Source organism: Sphingomonas sp. BK036 (genome assembly GCF_004216825.1).
Lineage (GTDB): Bacteria > Pseudomonadota > Alphaproteobacteria > Sphingomonadales > Sphingomonadaceae > Sphingomonas.
In genome coordinates this window covers 679,921-697,463 of sequence record NZ_SGXR01000003.1, presented here as the reverse complement: position 1 = coordinate 697,463, position 17,543 = coordinate 679,921, and the positions used below count along the sequence as shown (strand labels likewise).

Below are 17,543 nucleotides of genomic sequence, written 5' to 3'. Positions count from 1 at the left end.
CGCAATGCGCCACATAATGTCGGCAAACCGCCTACAGACACGCGCGCTTCACCGCGGAACTGGGGCAGCAAGGCGCAGAATTGCCGGGGCGGCAGCGCGTTGCCGGCAAATTCATGGCAAACGGCAAATTAACCGCACACCGCAACACGCCCTTGGGACACCGGGGCCTACCTGTCCGTGCAGCGATCGGATGTATCGATCAAAGGGGTGTAGCATGGGTTTTCGCTGGACCGGCGGTACGTCCGCACGGCAAGGACGCGGGGTGTTCACCGTGATCGCCCTCATGGCCGGCTGGCTAGCGAGCGTGCCCGCCTGGGCGGCGACCGTGCAGAGTGTCGCGATCCGGGACGGGCGGATCGTGATCCGGTTCGACGAGGCTGTCGGCGATGCGGCCAGCCGCGTGCTGACCGGGCCGCGGCAGATCGCGGTCGACGTGACCGGCGCGACGCCGGGGCGCGACGTCGCGGCGCGCGGGCTCGTGACTGGTGTGACGCAAATGCGTAGCGGACAGTCGGGGATGCGGATGGTGTTCGATCTCGCCGAGCCGGCGATCGTCACCGATGGCGGGTTCGATTCCGACGGCCGCGAACTCACGCTGGCGCTGCGCACGGTCGACGACGTGCAGTTCGCGCAGGCCGGGATCGCCGGGCCGCTCAACTTCTTCCCGTTCAATTTTGGGGCGGCGTCGCGGCCCAGATACAAAGTGTCGGTCGCGGTGCCGCCCAAGGCGCGCGGGGTCCGGCTGCCGCGCGTGGACGGCGACGACACGCGGCCGCTGGTGGTGATCGATGCGGGGCATGGCGGTGTCGATCCGGGTGCGATCGGGCCGAACGGGCTGCGCGAGAAGGACGTGACGCTCAAGGTCGCCAAGGCCATCCGCGACGAATTGCTGGCATCGGGGCGCGTGCGGGTGGCGCTGACGCGGAGCGACGACCGGTATCTGATCCTGCGCGAGCGGTACGGCGTCGCGCGGCGGCTGAAGGGCGATCTGTTCATCTCGATCCACTGCGACAGCACGGGCACCGAGACGGCGAGCGGCGCGACCGCGTACACGCTGTCCGAGGTCGCGTCGGACAAGGAGGCCGCACGGCTGGCGGCGCGCGAGAACAAGGCGGACGTGATCTCGGGCGTGAACCTGGGCGAAGCGCCCGCGGACGTGTCGTCGATCCTGATCGACCTGACGCAGCGCGAGACGATGAACGCGTCGGCGACGTTCGCGCGGTTGCTGGGGCGAGAGGCCAAGCCGCTGATGCCGCTCAAAGCCAATTTTCACCGGATGGCGTCGCTGATGGTGCTTAAGGCGCCCGACATGCCGTCGATCCTGTTCGAGACGGGGTATATCTCGAACCCGCAGGACGCGGCGTTCCTCGACAGCGCCGAGGGGCGGCACCGGATCGCGGAAAGCGTGACCCGCGCGGTCGAGGTGAATTTCGCGAGGCGGATGGCGGTGCGCTAGGGTTTGGGGAGGGGCAGCCCGCCCCTTCTTGTTCTCCCGCGAAGGCGGGAGCCCAGTCTGGACTCCCGCCTTCGCGGGAGAACATACTGGTTGCAGTCGATACGGTTTCCTCTGGCCGCGCATCATGGCACAGGTCGTCCAAATTGCTTTGAGGCTGACGAGATGACCGACGCGACGCGGGGCGTACCCGAGACGGGGCCTGACACGGGCCCCGCAACGAGCATGCGCGAGCTTACCTTTCGCGGGATCGTGCTCGGCGGGATCATCACGCTGCTGTTCACTGCGGCGAACGTCTATCTCGGTCTCAAGATCGGGCTGACCTTCGCGACCTCGATCCCCGCCGCGGTGATCTCGATGGCGGTGCTGCGGCTGTTCAAGGATTCGACGATCCTGGAGAACAACATCGTGCAGACGATTGCGTCGGCCGCGGGCACGCTGGCGGCGATCATCTTTGTGCTGCCCGGGCTCGTGATGATCGGCTGGTGGCAGGGCTTCCCGTTCTTCACCACCGCGGCGATCACGATGTTCGGCGGCGTGCTCGGCGTGCTGTTCTCGGTGCCGCTGCGGCGTGCGCTCGTGGTCGACACCGTGCTGCCCTACCCCGAGGGGCGCGCGGCGGCCGAAGTGCTGAAAGTCGGCGCGGGCAGTCGCGAGGGCGGCGAGGAGAGCGCGCGGGGACTCGGCATCATCGTCGCCAACGCCATCGTCTCGGCGGGGTTCGCGATCCTGACGCAGACCAAGCTGGTCGCCGCCGAGGCCGCGACGTGGTTTCGCGTCGGCGCGGGCGCGACCGGGATTTCGGGCGGGCTGTCGTTCGCGCTGCTCGGCGCCGGACATCTGGTCGGCATCTCGGTCGGGATGGCGATGTTCGCGGGTGTCGTCATCGGCTGGTGGATCCTGCTGCCGATCCTCACCTCGGGCGGGAGCGTCACCGGGACCGCGGAGGTGATCGCGACTACGGTGTTCCGCTCGGACGTGCGGTTCTTCGGCGCGGGCGTGATCGGCGTCGCGGCGATCTGGACGTTGCTCAAGATTGCCGGGCCGGTTGTCGGCGGCGTGCGCTCGGCACTGGCGGCATCGGCGGCCAAGCGGGGCGGCGAAGTGCTGGCGCTCGAGGAGCGCGACATTCCGATCGGGATCGTCGGGATCGGCTCGCTGGCGATGCTGGTGCCGATCGGTATCCTGCTCTGGACCACGTTGCAGGGCGGTCCGCTGGAAGCGTCGGCGATCGGGCTGATCGCGGGCAGCCTCGTGTTTATCCTCGTCATCGGCCTCGTGATCGCGGCGGTGTGCGGATACATGGCCGGGCTGATCGGGGCGTCGAATTCGCCGGTGTCGGGGATCGGCATCCTCGCCATTCTCGCAGCCTCGATCCTGCTGGTGTCGTGGTTCGGCCGCGCGGTCGAGCCAGGGACGACGCAGGCGCTGGTCGCTTACGGCCTGATCGTGACGGGGATCGTGTTCGGGATCGCGACGATCTCGAACGACAATCTGCAGGATCTGAAGACCGGGCAGCTGGTAGGTGCGACGCCGTGGAAGCAGCAGGTCGCGTTGCTGATCGGCGTGGTGTTCGGATCGATCGTCGTGCCGCCGGTGCTCAACCTGCTAGGCAGTACGCTCGGGTTTGCGGGCGCGCCGGGGGCGGGGCCCAATGCGCTGGCGGCCCCGCAGGCGGCGCTGATCTCCGCGCTCGCGAAGGGAGTGCTGGGGGGCAATCTCAACTGGGCGATGATCGGCTATGGGGCGCTGACGGGCGTGGTGGTGATCGCGGTCGATGAGTTGCTGGGCAAGGCGGGCAAGCTGCGCTTGCCGCCGCTCGGCGTCGGGCTGGGCGTGTATCTGCCGATGTCGGTGACGCTGCCGGTCACGATCGGGGCGGTTGTTGGGTATATGTACGACCGCTGGGCGGACCGGGCGCGCGATCCCGAGTTGGCGAAGCGGATGGGCGTGCTGACGGCTACCGGCATGATCGTCGGGGAGTCGCTGTGGGGCGTCGGGTTTGCGGGGATCGTGTATCTGACCAACAAGGAGACGCCGTTGGCGCTGGTTGGGGACGGGTTTGCTGGCGTGGCGCTGGTGAGCGGGACATTGCTGTTCGGCGTGCTGACATGGGTGATGTACCGGCGGACGATGGCGGCGTCGCGCTAGGCGCGTGCCCTCACCCTTCCCACCCGGCAAGAGCCGGGCGGGGCCCTTCCTTCTCCCCCGAGGGGAGAGGGGGTAAGGATGTATCCCCGCGAAGGCGGGGACCCAGACTGGGCTCCCGCCTTCGCGGGAGAACAATTTCTGGTCAGGCCCTAGCCTTAGTCCACCACCCCGGCGGAGGCCGGGGCCCAGTTGGGGGACGTCGCTGACTGAGCGATGCGCGTCGTTACTGCGGCCTTGCCAACTGGACCCCGGCCTTCGCCGGGGTGGTAGTATTTGCCGGGGTGATAGTACTCGCCGGGGTAGTAAGTGTGTTTGGGGGGAATACCCCCCCCTCACAGCATCGCGGCGAGCATGTCCTTGATCGGCACGAACGCGAAGCCCACCGAGCTGTCGGCGATCCCGTACGGCATGAAGATCGTGTCGCCATGCTTCAACGCGCCGCAGCTGTAGACGACGTTGGGGACATAGCCCTCGCGATCCTGGTCCTTCGCGGCGAGGATCGGCTGCTTGGTGCGGCCGATCACCTTCGACGGATCGTCCTTGTCGAGCAGCACCGCGCCGATCGAATATTTGCGCATCGCGCCGACGCCGTGGGTCAGCAGCAGCCAGCCCTCGTCGAGCTCGATCGGCGGACCGCAGTTGCCGATCTGCACCAGCTCCCACGGATATTCGGGCGTCAGAATCTTCTCGCCGTCGTCCCAGTCGGTCAGCGTGTCGGACTTGAGCAGGAACAGATTCTCGCCGTCCTGCCGGCCGATCATCATATACTGGCCGTTCACTTTCCGCGGGAACAAGGCCATGCCTTTATTCCGCGCGGCGGGGCCGGTCATCGGGACGAGATCGAACGCGCGGAAATCGCGCGTGCGCATCAGCTCGGACTGGATCACCGAGCCGTTATACGCGGTGTAGGTGCCGATCCATTCGTACTCGCCGTTCTCGTGCTGGAACCGGACGATGCGGAGATCCTCGAGCCCCTTCGACTGCGCCTGCGTGATCGGGAAGATCACCGTGCCGCTCAGCGTGCTGTCGCGGTGGCGATAGACGGTGACGGGGCCGATCGGCATCTCGTCCTCGCCGCTGCCGACCGCGTCGGTCGCGGTTGCGAACGGCGGCTCGGGGGCGAGCTTCATCTGGTTTTCGCAGGTGATGATGCCTTCGCGGAACGCGACCGACGAGATGTGGCCCTCGCCGACCGCGCGCAGGCTCATCAGGATGCGCATCGAGCCCGGCGGCATGCCCGACTGGTCGAAATGCGGCACCGCGCTCGGGTTCATCAGCGCGGCGGCGGCGTAGCTGTATTCGTGACAGAAATAGGCGCCGATCAGCTGGCGCTTCTCGTCGCCGATCTCCGCGCCGTTCAGCCCGAGCATATCCTCGATCTGATCGTAGCGGGTCATGAACACGCGGCGTGTCTGCCAGTGTCGTGCCTCGAAATCCTTCAGCACGACTTCGAGTTGCGACCGCGCCTGTGCGGGCGTCATTTCCAGTACTTCGCCGACGAGCCGCTCGGTACGGCTCGGCGCGCCGCCATGACCGGCCCATGCGATATGGAACGGCCTGACGACGACACGCGAAGGGTCCGCGTGCAGCCGCAGCTGGTGGTTGAACAGATCCATCGTAGCAGTGCCCCGCGTCGTTCCACTCAACGCGCCGTCAAGACCGGGACCCGCTCAGGTCCGGCTAGGCGACGACGCGGGTGGCTCCTGCCACGCTTTGCGCTGCTTTAGATACCCCTGAAATGGCGCAACTTGCGAGTTGGAGTGCCAAAATCGACTCGGCACCCTGGTTTCGGTTGAGCCCGGTCGGCATCAGACCGTCGTAACAACCGCCATCCGCGACGCTCGCGAGCGGCAGATCGAGGTCGTTGACGCCGAGGAACCAGCCATAGGCGCGCAACGCCTCGTCGCGCCAGCGAACGTCGCCGGTCGCGTCGTAGGCGGCCGCGCATGCGTCGACGGTTGCCTGCGCCTCGAGCGGCTGCTGGTCGAACTGCAACGGCTCGGCATAGGGCCGGTTGAAGCTCTCCGACCCGACCGCGCGGAAGCGGCCCTCGGGCGAGGTCTGCTTGGCGACGATCCAGTCGAGCGTGGCGAGGCCGCACTCGATCAGGTCCTGACGCTTGAGCGCCTGGCCCGCACGGATCAGCGCCTGCGGGAGACGGGTATTGTCATAGGCGAGCACAATCTCGAACCACTGCCATTCTGGGCGGCGCGCCTTGGCGAGCAGGTCGAGATGGACCTTGGGGAACGCCTCGAGGATCGACAGCGACAGCTGGTGGCCTGGCTTGGCCTCGAGCATTGCCGCCGCACCCAGCATCGCGAACGCCTGCGCACGAAGGCTGCCGAGTTCGAGCGCCATCGACGCGGTCGAATCGAACATCGCGGTCGCCCAGTCGCGGTGCTTGGCGGCCGGCGCATCGCGCGCGGTGACGCCGAGCGACCAGAGCGTGCGACCGTTCGAGTCCTCAGACCCCGCATCCTCGCACCAGGTGCGGTCGAAGTTCATGAAGTTGCGGAAACGGCGCGTGTCCGGGTTCCAGGCATATTGCACGAACGACGCATAGATCGTCATCCACTTGTCGCGCGCCACGTCGTCGAGACCGGGTATCGCGCTCATCAGCATCAGCGCACGGCAATTGTCGTCGATGCAGTAGCCGTGGCGGCGATCGGGGACCGAATAGATCGAATGCTGGAGCATGCCGGTCGAATCGCTCATCCGCTCGACCGCGGCGAAATCGGGCGTCAGCATCTTCAGCGGCGCCGGCACCTTGGCGAGGCGGAACGGGCGCGCCGCGACGATCGCACGGATCTCCGTCATCATCGCCTCGGCGAGCTTGGGCCAGATCATCGTGCGGCCGCGCGCATAGGCACGCTCGGCCAGCCGGTTGCGATCGCGGTCGTTCGACATCAACGCGTCGATCTCGCGCGCGAAGGCGTCGACATCGCCGAACGGCACGAGCACGCCGTGGCCATCCGCGAGAATCTCGGTCGCATGCACGTACGGTGTCGAGATGACAGGCTTGCCGACGCCGATCGCGTAGCTGAGCGTACCCGACGTGATCTGCGCAGGGTTGGTGTACGGCGTCACATAGACGTCCGCGGCCTGGAGATAGTCGAGCAGTTCGCCATGTTCGAGGAAGGCGTCGACGAACGCGACATTGTCGGCCACGCCCTTGTCGGCGGCGAGCGCCTTCAATTTGTCGCGATACTTCTCGCCTTCATGCGCGACGAGATTCGGATGCGTGGCGCCGAGCACGACGTACAGCAGGTCGGGATGCTTCGCGATCACCGCCGGCAGCGCGTTGATGACCGTCTCGATCCCTTTGTTGGGGGCGAGCAGGCCGAACGTCAGCATGACCTTGCGGCCATCCCAGCCGAACTTGTCCTTGAGCGTCGCGGGATCGAGCAGGTCGCGATCGGGCACGCCGTGCGGGATCATGACGACCTGGCGCGGATTGGCGCCATAGACGCGCTGCAGGATCTCGCGGCCACGCTCGGCCATCACCACCACGCGGGCGGCGCGGCGGAGCAGGCCTTCGAGCACGCGACGCTGGTCCGCGTTGGGCTTTTCAAGGATCGTGTGCAGCGTGACGATCACGGGCAGCGTCGTGCGATCGAGCAGCGCGAGGATGTGCTCACCGGCGGGGCCGCCGAAGATGCCATATTCATGCTGGAGCCAGATCGCCTGCGCGCCGCTCGCCTCGATCTTCCGTGCGGTGTCGATATAGGCCGACAGTTCCGGCTCGGGGATCGTGCCGGTGACTTCGGCGGGATAGTCGTACTTACCGGGATGATCATCCATCGCGTAGACGTCGACGGCGATCTCGGGATAGCGCGCACGCATGGCCGTGAAAACGTCGGTCGTGAAGGTGGCGAGCCCGCACTGTCTCGGCAGAAAATTGCCGATCAGCGCCAGTCGCGCGATATTCCCACCGTCCGCCGGTTTCACCATACCCTGTCCCTCGTCTGAGCGCGCACTTCTGGGAAAACCCGGTCGCGCGTTCAATTAAACGGTTCAGCTAGCATAAAGTTTCATCACATACTGCAGTGCAGCATAGTAAACTTGCCAACATGGATTAGTATGGATCGATCATGGGTCAGCCGCGTCCGCGATAGGAAGCGACACCCTGGTCGGGCAGCCACAGATCCTGCGGCGGGGCGCTCGACTGCCAGAACACGTCGATCGGGATTCCGCCGCGCGGATACCAATAGCCGCCGATGCGCAGCCACACGGGCTTCATCTCGTCGAACAGCCGCTCGCCGATGCCGACGGTGCAATCTTCGTGGAACCCGGCATGGTTGCGGAAGCTGCTCAGGAACAGCTTCAGCGACTTCGACTCGACGATTGTCTCGCCGGGGACATAGTCGATCACGAGATGCGCGAAGTCGGGCTGGCCGGTGACGGGGCACAGCGACGTGAACTCGGGCGCCGCAAACCGCACGAGATATGTCCGACCGGGCCGCGGGTTCGGAACATAATCGAGCACGGCCTCTTCTGGAGAGGCGGGAAGGGCGCTGTTCTGGCCAAGATGCAATGGGTTCTGGGGAGCGGTCATACGCCGCCATGTAGGATGCGATGACGCGCAAGAAAACCACACTCGTACCGATCCTTGGCGACCAGCTCACGATCGACCTCGCCGCGCTGCGCGGACAGGATCCCGCGACGACGATCGTGCTGATGATGGAGGTCGATGACGAGACGACCTATGTCCGGCATCACAAGCGCAAGATCGCCTATATCCTGTCGGCGATGCGGCATCATGCCGAGGCGTTGCGCGAGAGCGGGTGGACGGTCGAATACACGACGCTCGACGACCCCGACAATGCAGGCAGCTTCACCGGCGAGATCGCACGCGCGGTCGCGCGGCACGATCCCGAGCGGATCGTCGTCACCGAAGGCGGCGAGTGGCGCGTGATGGCGATGCTCGAAAGCTGGGAGACGCTGTTCGGCATCCCCGTGGCGATCCGCAGCGACGACCGCTTCATCGCCAGCCATGCCGATTTCGAGACCTGGGCGGCGGAGCGCAAGTCGCTGACAATGGAATGGTTCTACCGCCAGATGCGGACGCGTACCGGGCTGTTGATGACCGACGGCAAGCCCGAGGGCGATCGCTGGAACTTCGACAAGGAGAACCGCAAGCCCGCGAAAAACGACCTGCTGATGCCGCGACCGCTGGTGTTCAAGCCGGATGCGATCACGGCCGAGGTGCTCGCGCTGGTGGCCGACCGGTTCGCCGAGCATCCGGGGAGCCTCGACGGGTTCGACTATGCTGTGACTGCCGAGGATGCCGAGCGGCAGGCGGCGAACTTCTTCAAACACGCGCTTCCGCAGTTCGGCGATTACGAGGATGCGATGCTCACCGGCGAGCGGCATCTGTGGCACTCGATCCTGTCGCCCTACATCAATTCGGGGCTGCTCGACCCGCTCGATCTGTGCCGCCGCGCGGAGGCGGAATATCGCGCCGGGCGCGCGCCGCTCAACGCGGTCGAGGGCTATATCCGCCAGATTATCGGTTGGCGCGAATATATGCGCGGGATCTACTGGCGCGAGGGGCCCGATTATGTCGCGCGCAACTTCCTCGACCACCACCGCGAACTCCCCGGCTGGTACTGGACGGGCGAGACCGACATGCACTGCCTGCGCGAGGCGATCGGCCAGACGCTCGAGACCGCGCACGCGCATCACATCCAGCGGCTGATGGTGACGGGCAATTTCGCGCTGCTGATCGGCGCCGATCCGGCCAAGGTCCACCAATGGTATCTGGAGGTCTATGTCGACGCGTATGAATGGGTCGAGCTGCCCAACACGCTGGGGATGAGCCAGTTCGGCGATGGCGGGCTGCTGGGCTCGAAGCCCTATATCTCGTCGGGCGCGTATATCGACCGGATGTCCGATTATTGCGGAACCTGCCGGTACAAGGTGAAGCAGCGGATCGGGCCCGATGCGTGTCCGTTCAACGCGCTGTACTGGGATTTCCTTGCGCGGCACGAGGACAAGCTGGGGCGCAACAATCGGTTGGCGATGCCGTATCGCAACTGGCACAAACAGACCGAGGCGGACCGCGACGCGACGCGCGCGCAGGCCGCGCAGTTTCTCGCCTCCCTCGACGCGAGCGGCCCCGCTGGCTACTGATACGTCAGCAAAAGGAGCCGGATATGGACGCGTTGGTGACCACCGAATGGCTGGCAGGCGAACTGGGCGCGAATGATCTGCGGATCGTCGACGCGACCTACGCAGAGGGACGCGACGCGGCGGCGGAATATGAGGCGGCGCACATCCCCGGCGCGGTGTTCATGAACCTCGCCGAGCTGCGCGATACCGACAGCGACCTGCCCAACATGCTGCCCTCCGCGGAGAAGTTCGCGAGCCGGATGCAGACGCTGGGCCTCGGCGATGGCAGCCGGATCGTGCTGTACGACAGCTCGCCCTGGCACACCGCGGCGCGCGCGTGGTGGATGCTGCGGCTGTTCGGCGCGCACAATGTCGCGATCCTCGACGGCGGGCTCGCCAAATGGCAGGCCGAGGGACGCGAAACGGCGTCGGGCAAGGAGACGCTGCGGCATCGCCACTTCACGACCTGGGCGGACCTCAAGGGCGTGCGCGATCTCGATCAGATGACGGCGAACCTCGAGAGCGGTGCGGAGCAGGTGCTCGACGCACGCTCGGCGGCGCGCTTTACGGGGGCCGAGGAAGACCCGCGGCCGGGCACGGCGCCGGGGCATATTCCGGGCTCGCACAACCTGCCGCAGGGTGCGGTGTTCAACGCGGACGGCACGTGGAAGAGCGGCGATGCGCTGAAAGCCGAGTTCGACAAGGCGGGCGTCGATCTGTCGCAGCCACTCGTGATGACCTGCGGCTCCGGCATCACCGCGGCGGTGCTCGCGTTCGGCGCGCATCTGCTCGGCAACGACGCGGCGCTGTACGACGGCAGCTGGTCCGAATGGGGCGGCGATCCGTCCACACCCAAGGCGACGGGAACGGCATGAGCGATACGAACAAGCCGGTCGGCGATGCGACCAAAGTCGTTCTCGCCGGTCGTCGCCCTGAATGGACGCAGGGCATCGTCAGCCCGCCGGTCTGGCGCGCGTCGACGATCCTCTACGATTCGGTCGGCCATCTTCGCGAGAGCGCGACGCGCGATACACATCACCGGCTGTTCTACGGCCGCAAGGGCACGCCGACGCAGTGGAGCCTTGCCGATGCGCTGACCTCGCTCGAGCCGGGGGCGGAGGGGACGTTCCTCTATTGCTCGGGCGTCGCGGCGATCGCGGCGGCGTTGCTGTCGGTGCTGTCGCCCGGCGACGAACTGCTGCTGGTCGACAGCGCCTATGATCCGACCCGCGGGATGGCGGGCGGGCTGCTCAAGCGGTTCGGGATCACGACGCGCTATTACGACCCGATGATCGGCGCGGGCATCGCCGACCTGATCGGCGAGAACACGCGCGCGATCTTCATGGAGAGCCCTGGCTCGCTCAGCTTCGAGGTGCAGGATGTGCCTGCGATCGTCGCAGCGGCGAAGGCGAGGGGGGTGACGACTTTGCTCGACAACACCTGGGCCACCCCGCTGTTCTTCCCCGCGATCGAACGCGGCGTCGACCTGACGATCCTCGCCGGCACGAAATATGTCGTCGGCCATTCGGACGTGATGCTCGGATCGGTCACCGCCGGCCCCGGTCATTTCAAGAAACTGCGCGAGACCAGTTTCCAGCTCGGCCAGGTCGCGAGCCCCGACGATTGCTGGCTCGGCAGCCGCGGCCTGCGCACGATGGCGGTCCGCCTCGCGCAGCACCAGTCGAGCGCACTGACCATCGCCACGTGGCTGCAGTCGCGGCCCGAGGTCGCACAGGTGCTCCATCCGGCGCTTCCCGACTGCCCCGGCCACGACCTGTTCGTCCGCGACTTCAAGGGATCGAGCGGCCTGTTCTCGTTCGTGCTGAACGGCGGGGATGAGGCCTCGCGCGCCGCGCTGATCGACACGCTCGAGCTGTTCGGGATCGGCTATAGCTGGGGCGGGTTCGAGAGCCTCGCCATCCCCGCCGATCCGCACCGCTACCGCAGCGTGACCAAGCGCGACGCGGCAGGGCCGATGGTCCGCCTCCAGATCGGCCTCGAAGATCCTGCCGACCTGATCGCGGACCTAGAAGCTGGGCTCGCGGCGTTCGCAGCCTTGCGTGGCTAGGCGCGGCAGTTAGCTGCGGTTCAGGACGCGTCGCGTAGGGACCCGAACTCCGGAATATTCGGGAGGTTCGTGTGATCTATACGCCGTTCATCGTTCTGGCACTCGCGGCAAGCGGGGGCGTCGCGCGCACCCCGCAACAGGACTATCCCAGTTGCGACACCGCGCGGCAGCATAGCGTGACGGGCAGCCTCGGCGGGTCGATCCGCGACCCACGACAGGCACATGTCTCGGTGCGCGCCAACATCCTGCAAGCCGATATCGGCACGGCGCGCAAGGCTGGGCGGCTGACGGCGTCGGAGGCCGCCCGGTCGTGGCGGCAGGTCGACGGGGTCCGCAAGGCGGCCGACGGGCTGGTCCGCAAGCAGGGGTTTCTGAGCGCGGCCGAACGCGCGAGCTACGACCGCGCACTCGACGCGATCGCGCGACCCGTCTGCCGCTAGGCGGGCGCGGTGTGGCTCTGGCGCAACATGTGTGGCGTCAACCCCCGGTCATACGCAAGATTCGCTTGTATGGCCGGGTCCGCACTGTCACACATCAGTCATCGCAGGAAAGACCGCACTCGGAGGGCACGCCCTCGATAGATGCGGCGTCCGCGGTTGCAGGCGGGGACATCGCATTTCCAGTATCGAAAGGGAAACGATGCGCTTCACCACTATTCTTCTCGGCGGCGTCGCACTGGCCGCTGCTACGCCCGCGTTCGCGCAGGACGAGGCGACCGCGCCACCCAAGGAGGTCACGGTCTCCGGCTCGGTCGGTCTCGTCAGCGACTATCGCTTTCGCGGCGTGTCGCAGTCGGACGAGAATCTCGCCGTCCAGGGTGGCATCACCATCGCGCACAAGAGCGGCCTGTATATCGGCACCTGGGGATCGAACCTCGCGGGCTGGGGCACGTTCGGCGGCGCGAACATGGAGCTCGACCTGATCGCGGGCTACAAGCTGCCGGTCGGCGGCGGCGGGACGCTCGACGTCGGCGCGACCTGGTACATGTACCCGAGCGGCTTCAACAACACCGACTTCATCGAACCTTATGCCAAGCTGTCGGGCACGGCCGGCCCGGTCGCGCTGACCGCGGGCGTCGCCTATGCGCCCAAGCAGCAGGCGCTGGGGCCGTGGTACGCCAATGGCACATCGGCGGCGAACGGCGTCTATGACCGGGTCAACGCCAAGGACAGCAACCTGTACCTTTGGGGCGACGTCAGCAGCGGGATCCCCAACACCGGGCTGACCGTGAAGGGGCATGTCGGCTATTCGAACGGCAACAAGGGGCTCGGACCGTTCGCGACCAGCGTGTCCCCGACCGGCGAGTATTTCGACTGGCTGCTTGGCGCCGACTATGTGATCCCGTCGACTCCGCTGACGCTGGGTGTCGCGTATGTCGATACCGATATCGGCAAGGGCGAGTCGGCGTATCTCCAGCCGAGCTTCAGCCGTGGGCAGGACGGCAATGGCTCGATCGCCAACGGCAAGGTGCTCGTCTCGCTCACCGCGGCGTTCTGAACCGTCTCGGCAGACGGCGCGCCTGACCCATGTGTCCCCGCGAAGGCGGGGATTCAGACTGGGCTCCCGCCTTCGCGGGAGAACAAGGGGGCGGGACGAGGCTTCCAAACTCCGTCGTGGGAGAACAAGGCGCGCGCCGAGACTTCCCAACTCCGTCACCCCGGCGAACGCTGGGGTATCTCTCGAGGCAGATGATGCCTGCCACACGGGGAGATCCCAGCGTTCGCTGGGATGACGGGTGGGGTGGGGGCATCCACGACGACGGGCGGTGGGGTGGGGCTTCTCGGACGACGAGCCAAGTCCTGCGGGCACAAAAAAAGGGCGGCTCCCGCGCGGGGGCCGCCCTTTTTTCGTTCGTCCCGATCAGTTCGCGGTGGTGCGCGCGTCCTGGCCGTCGCCCTCTGGCGCGGCGACGATGTCGCGCGTGGTCGAGCCCTTGTCGACCACCGTCGTGCCCGGATCGCCCGCGTTGGAGCGGATGCCGGGATCGTCGCTGTCTGCGCCTGCATCGGCGACGACGCCCGATTCCGCCGGGCTGCGCGCGGCGGCGCCACCGAACAGCGCGTCGAGCGTCTGTGCGTTGGCGGCGGTATCCTGCGGGCGGGCGGCACCCGGCTGCGGCGGCACGAGCGCGAAGTCGGGCGGGATCACGAGCGGCGCCTGGCGCGCGACGGCGAACTCGTCCGGGCGCGCACGATCAAGGCTTCGGCCTGCGCCACAACCGGACAGAAGGGCGACGCTCGCCAGACCGGCAGCCAGGGGTACGAACTTACGCATGGGAATTCTCCACAGGGGGCTTTTCGCGCACGAGAAGCGCCCGGACAAGCAGGACGAGCACACCGACAGTAATCGCTGCATCGGCGACATTGAAGACCAAAAACGGACGCCACTCGCCGATATGCAGGTCGGCGAAATCGACCACATAGCCGAGCCGGATCCGGTCGAGGATATTGCCGATCGCACCGCCAAGCACGAAGCCCAGCGCGACCTGATCGGCGGGGTTCTTCTCGCGAGTCATCCACACCGCGACGCCGACCGCGATCGCGCCGGTCAGCAGCACCAGCGCCCAGCGAGTCAAATGGCCGTCGGCGGGGAGCAGCCCGAGCGAGATGCCGATATTGGGTACGAACCGCAGGTCGAAGAACGACGTGATCGTCCGCGCATCGCCGAGCGAATCGATCCCGAGCGGCTTCGTCACCGCCCATTTGCTGAGCTGGTCGGCGAGGAACAGCGCGATCGCCGCCCCGAACCCGGCCTTGGGGAGATTACGCATGCGCCACGACCCCTTCGCAGCGATCGCAGAGCTCGCCGTCGACGGTCACCTCGGGGAGGTGACGCCAGCAGCGGCCGCATTTGTGGAAGTCGGTGCGCGTCACGGTGACCGAGTCGCCCGGCGTGACCTTGGCGACGATGAACGCCTCGGCCAACTCCGCTGCTTCATTCGGCGCAAGAGGCGAGACCGATCGAATTGTCACCTCTGCCTCTAAGCTTGAGCGAACAGTCTTTTCGCGACGCATCGGTTCGATTGCTTCGGTAACGGTTTCGCGCAGCGCGCGGATCTGCGTCCACTTCTTCCCGATAGCAACGCCATCCTCCACCTCTGGCAGCGACGGCCATTCGAGGTAGTGTACCGAGCTGTCGTCGTTGGGGAAGCGTGACTGCCAGACTTCCTCCGCGGTGAAGCACAGCACCGGTGCGGCGTAGCGGACCAGCGCGTGGAACAGCACGTCGAGGACGGTGCGGTACGCGCGGCGCTTCACGTCGCCCGTCGCGTCGCAATAGAGCGAGTCCTTGCGGATATCGAAGAAGAACGCCGACAGGTCCTCGTTCGCGAAGTCGGTCAGCAGGCGCGTGTAGCGGTTGAACTCATAGCTTTCTGCCGCCTGACGCAGTTCGGTGTCGATCATGCCGAGACGGTGGAGCACATAGCGCTCCAGCTCGGGCATGTCGGAGACCGCGACGCGCTCCGAATCGTCGAAGCCTTCGAGCGCACCCAGCATGTAGCGGAACGTGTTGCGCAGCTTGCGGTACGCATCGGAGGCGGTGGCGAGCACCTCCTTGCCGATCTTCACGTCGTCGAAATAGTCGGTCGAGGCGACCCACATGCGCAGGATGTCCGCGCCGCTCTCGCCGATGATCTTGAGCGGATCGACGACGTTGCCGAGGCTCTTCGACATCTTGCGGCCCTGGCCGTCGAGCGCGAAGCCGTGGGTGAGGACCGCGTCATACGGTGCGCGACCGCGGGTGCCGCAGCTTTCGAGCAGCGACGACTGGAACCAGCCGCGATGCTGGTCCGAGCCTTCGAGGTAGAGATTGGCTCGCGTTCCTTCGCCGTAGCGCGCTTCGACGGTGAAGACGTGCGTGCAGCCCGAATCGAACCAGACGTCGAGGATGTCCTTCACGACCTCATAGTCGGCGAGGTTGTAGTCGGGGCCGAGCAGCGCTTGATGGCCGTCGGCGTACCATGCATCAGCGCCGTTCTCGCGGAAGGCTTCGACGATGCGCGCGTTGACCGCGGGGTCGTTGAGATACTGGCCGGTGGCGCGGTCGACGAACAGCGCGATGGGGACGCCCCAGGCGCGCTGGCGCGAGATGACCCAGTCGGGGCGGCCCTGCACCATCGACGTGATCCGGTTTTCCGCGCGCGCGGGGATCCAGGTGGTCGCGGCGATCGCATCGAGCGCGATCTCGCGCAGCGTGGCGCCGTTGCCGTCTTCTGCTCCCCTCCCGCTTGCGGGAGGGGTCGGGGGAGGGGAGGCGTCGAGCGCAGCATTCGCGGCACTGCCCTCCCCTGACCCCTCCCGCAGGCGGGAGGGGGACTCTGTGTCGCTCCGGTCCATCGGGATGAACCATTGCGGCGTCGCGCGGAAGATCACCTTGGCCTTGGAGCGCCACGAATGCGGGTAGCTGTGCTTGAAGTCGTCGCTCGCCGCGAGCAGCGCGCCGGTCGCGCGCAGGTCGGTGCAGATCTGGCCGTCGGCGGCCACGAACTTCTTGTTGATGACCGACCCTTGCCCGCCGAGCCACGCCCAGTCCGCGCGGTACATCCCCGCGCCGTCGACCGCGAAGACCGGGTCGATGCCGTACTGCTTGCAGAGCTCGAAATCGTCCTCGCCGTGGTCCGGCGACATGTGGACGAGCCCGGTGCCCGCGTCGGTCGTGACGAAGCTGCCGGGGAGGAATGGGCGGGGCTTTGCGAAGAAGCCGCCGAGCGCGTGCATCGGGTGGCGGGCGGTCGCGCCTTCGAGCTGCGAGCCCTTGCCTTCCCAGAAGATACCAGCAGTTGCGCCGGTATTTTCAAGATCAACTGGTTTGAACCGCTGGATAAATGTCTGAACCAGCGCTTCTGCGACCAAGAAAGTTCGATCATCTTCATGGCTGATCTTCACAGCCACGTAGTTGATCTCAGGCCCATAGCTCAGCGCCTGGTTCACCGGGATCGTCCACGGCGTCGTCGTCCAGATCACCGCATGCGCGCCGACCAGTTCGGGCGCGTTCGGCGCGTCGACGATCTCGAATGCGACGTCGATCTGCGTCGAGACGATGTCCTCATACTCGACCTCGGCCTCGGCGAGCGCGGTCTTTTCGACCGGCGACCACATCACGGGCTTCGCGCCGCGGTACAGCTGGCCGCTCTCGGCGAACTTCAGCAGTTCGCCGACGATCGTCGCTTCGGCCTCGTACTTCATCGTGAGGTACGGATCGGCCCAGTCGCCCATCACGCCGAGCCGTTCGAACTCACCCTTCTGCACGGCGACCCATTTTTCGGCATAGGCGCGGCATTCGGCGCGGAACTGGTCGACGGGGACGTCGTCCTTGTTGAGCTTCTTCGCGCGATATGCTTCCTCGACCTTCCACTCGATCGGCAGGCCGTGGCAGTCCCAGCCGGGGACATACGGCGCGTCCTTGCCCATCAGCGATTGCGAGCGGACGATGATGTCCTTCAGCACCTTGTTCATGGCGTGACCCATGTGGATGTCGCCGTTCGCGTACGGGGGGCCGTCGTGCAGGATGAACCGCTCGCGCCCGAGCCGCTGTTCGCGCAGCCGGTCGTAGATGCCGAGCTTGGCCCAGCGCTCGAGGATCGCCGGCTCCTTGGCGGCGAGGCCCGCCTTCATCGGGAAGTCGGTCTTCGGCAGGAAGACGGTGTCGCGGTAATCGCGGGCGGGCGCAGGAGTATCGGTCATAAGTGGGCCGGGCTGTAGCGGGTCGCGCGCCGCGTTGCCATCCCCTCTCCCTCGGGGACACAAGCACTACCTTCGT

13 protein-coding genes are annotated in these 17,543 nt (G+C 66.5%); 7 read left to right on the top strand and 6 right to left on the bottom strand.

Annotated features, from left to right (window positions below; all coding sequences use genetic code 11):
• The first annotated feature begins 214 nt into the window (after positions 1–214).
• Both EV283_RS03365 and EV283_RS03360 read left to right on the top strand, forming a co-directional pair.
• Positions 215–1,456: an N-acetylmuramoyl-L-alanine amidase gene (locus EV283_RS03365; RefSeq protein ID WP_130322646.1), complete on the top strand. Its 1,242-nt coding sequence runs from the start codon at positions 215–217 to the stop codon at positions 1,454–1,456.
• A gap of 222 nt (positions 1,457–1,678) precedes the next feature.
• The gene (locus tag EV283_RS03360; protein WP_130323878.1) at positions 1,679–3,604 is read left to right on the top strand and encodes an oligopeptide transporter, OPT family; all 1,926 of its coding nucleotides are present in this window, start codon (positions 1,679–1,681) and stop codon (positions 3,602–3,604) included.
• Positions 3,605–3,936: 332 nt separating this feature from the next.
• On the opposite strand, the gene EV283_RS03355 is transcribed toward EV283_RS03360, so the two are convergent.
• The 3 genes from EV283_RS03355 to queF form a co-directional block, all read right to left on the bottom strand.
• A complete protein-coding gene (locus tag EV283_RS03355) occupies positions 3,937–5,220 on the bottom strand; it encodes a glycoside hydrolase family 130 protein (RefSeq protein WP_130322644.1) in 1,284 nt (427 codons plus the stop codon).
• Between the two features lie 64 nt (positions 5,221–5,284).
• Positions 5,285–7,555 carry a glycosyltransferase family 4 protein gene (locus EV283_RS03350; protein WP_130322642.1) on the bottom strand — a complete coding sequence of 757 codons (2,271 nt, stop codon included), beginning with the start codon at positions 7,553–7,555 and terminating at the stop codon, positions 5,285–5,287.
• A gap of 145 nt (positions 7,556–7,700) precedes the next feature.
• The gene (gene queF, locus EV283_RS03345; protein WP_056411723.1) at positions 7,701–8,159 is read right to left on the bottom strand and encodes a preQ(1) synthase; all 459 of its coding nucleotides are present in this window, start codon (positions 8,157–8,159) and stop codon (positions 7,701–7,703) included.
• Between the two features lie 20 nt (positions 8,160–8,179).
• On the opposite strand from queF, the gene EV283_RS03340 reads away from it, so the two are divergent.
• From EV283_RS03340 to EV283_RS03320, 5 genes are all read left to right on the top strand, one after another.
• Complete coding sequence (locus EV283_RS03340; RefSeq protein WP_130322640.1) at positions 8,180–9,736, top strand: cryptochrome/photolyase family protein; 1,557 nt, start codon at positions 8,180–8,182, stop codon at positions 9,734–9,736.
• Positions 9,737–9,759: 23 nt separating this feature from the next.
• Positions 9,760–10,590 carry a sulfurtransferase gene (locus EV283_RS03335; RefSeq protein ID WP_130322638.1) on the top strand — a complete coding sequence of 277 codons (831 nt, stop codon included), beginning with the start codon at positions 9,760–9,762 and terminating at the stop codon, positions 10,588–10,590.
• A complete protein-coding gene (gene metC / locus EV283_RS03330; RefSeq protein ID WP_130322636.1) occupies positions 10,587–11,783 on the top strand; it encodes a cystathionine beta-lyase in 1,197 nt (398 codons plus the stop codon). Before EV283_RS03335 ends, metC begins: the two co-directional genes overlap by 4 nt.
• Positions 11,784–11,854: 71 nt before the next feature.
• Entirely contained in the window at positions 11,855–12,223 is a 369-nt protein-coding gene (locus tag EV283_RS03325) for a hypothetical protein (protein WP_130322634.1), read from the top strand.
• Positions 12,224–12,422: 199 nt separating this feature from the next.
• Complete coding sequence (locus EV283_RS03320) at positions 12,423–13,280, top strand: TorF family putative porin (RefSeq protein ID WP_130322632.1); 858 nt, start codon at positions 12,423–12,425, stop codon at positions 13,278–13,280.
• 363 nt (positions 13,281–13,643) lie between these two features.
• Here EV283_RS03320 and EV283_RS03315 read toward each other — a convergent pair whose 3' ends face one another.
• Genes EV283_RS03315 through ileS form a run of 3 tightly spaced genes read right to left on the bottom strand, consistent with a single transcriptional unit; the run spans position 13,644 to position 17,467 of the window.
• On the bottom strand, positions 13,644–14,057 hold the full coding sequence (locus EV283_RS03315) for a DUF3035 domain-containing protein (protein ID WP_130322630.1): 414 nt from the start codon (positions 14,055–14,057) through the stop codon (positions 13,644–13,646).
• Positions 14,050–14,553: a signal peptidase II gene (lspA, locus tag EV283_RS03310; RefSeq protein ID WP_056411710.1), complete on the bottom strand. Its 504-nt coding sequence runs from the start codon at positions 14,551–14,553 to the stop codon at positions 14,050–14,052. The genes EV283_RS03315 and lspA overlap by 8 nt, the downstream gene beginning before the upstream one ends.
• A complete protein-coding gene (ileS, locus tag EV283_RS03305; protein WP_130322628.1) occupies positions 14,546–17,467 on the bottom strand; it encodes an isoleucine--tRNA ligase in 2,922 nt (973 codons plus the stop codon). Before ileS ends, lspA begins: the two co-directional genes overlap by 8 nt.
• Positions 17,468–17,543 lie beyond the last annotated feature (76 nt).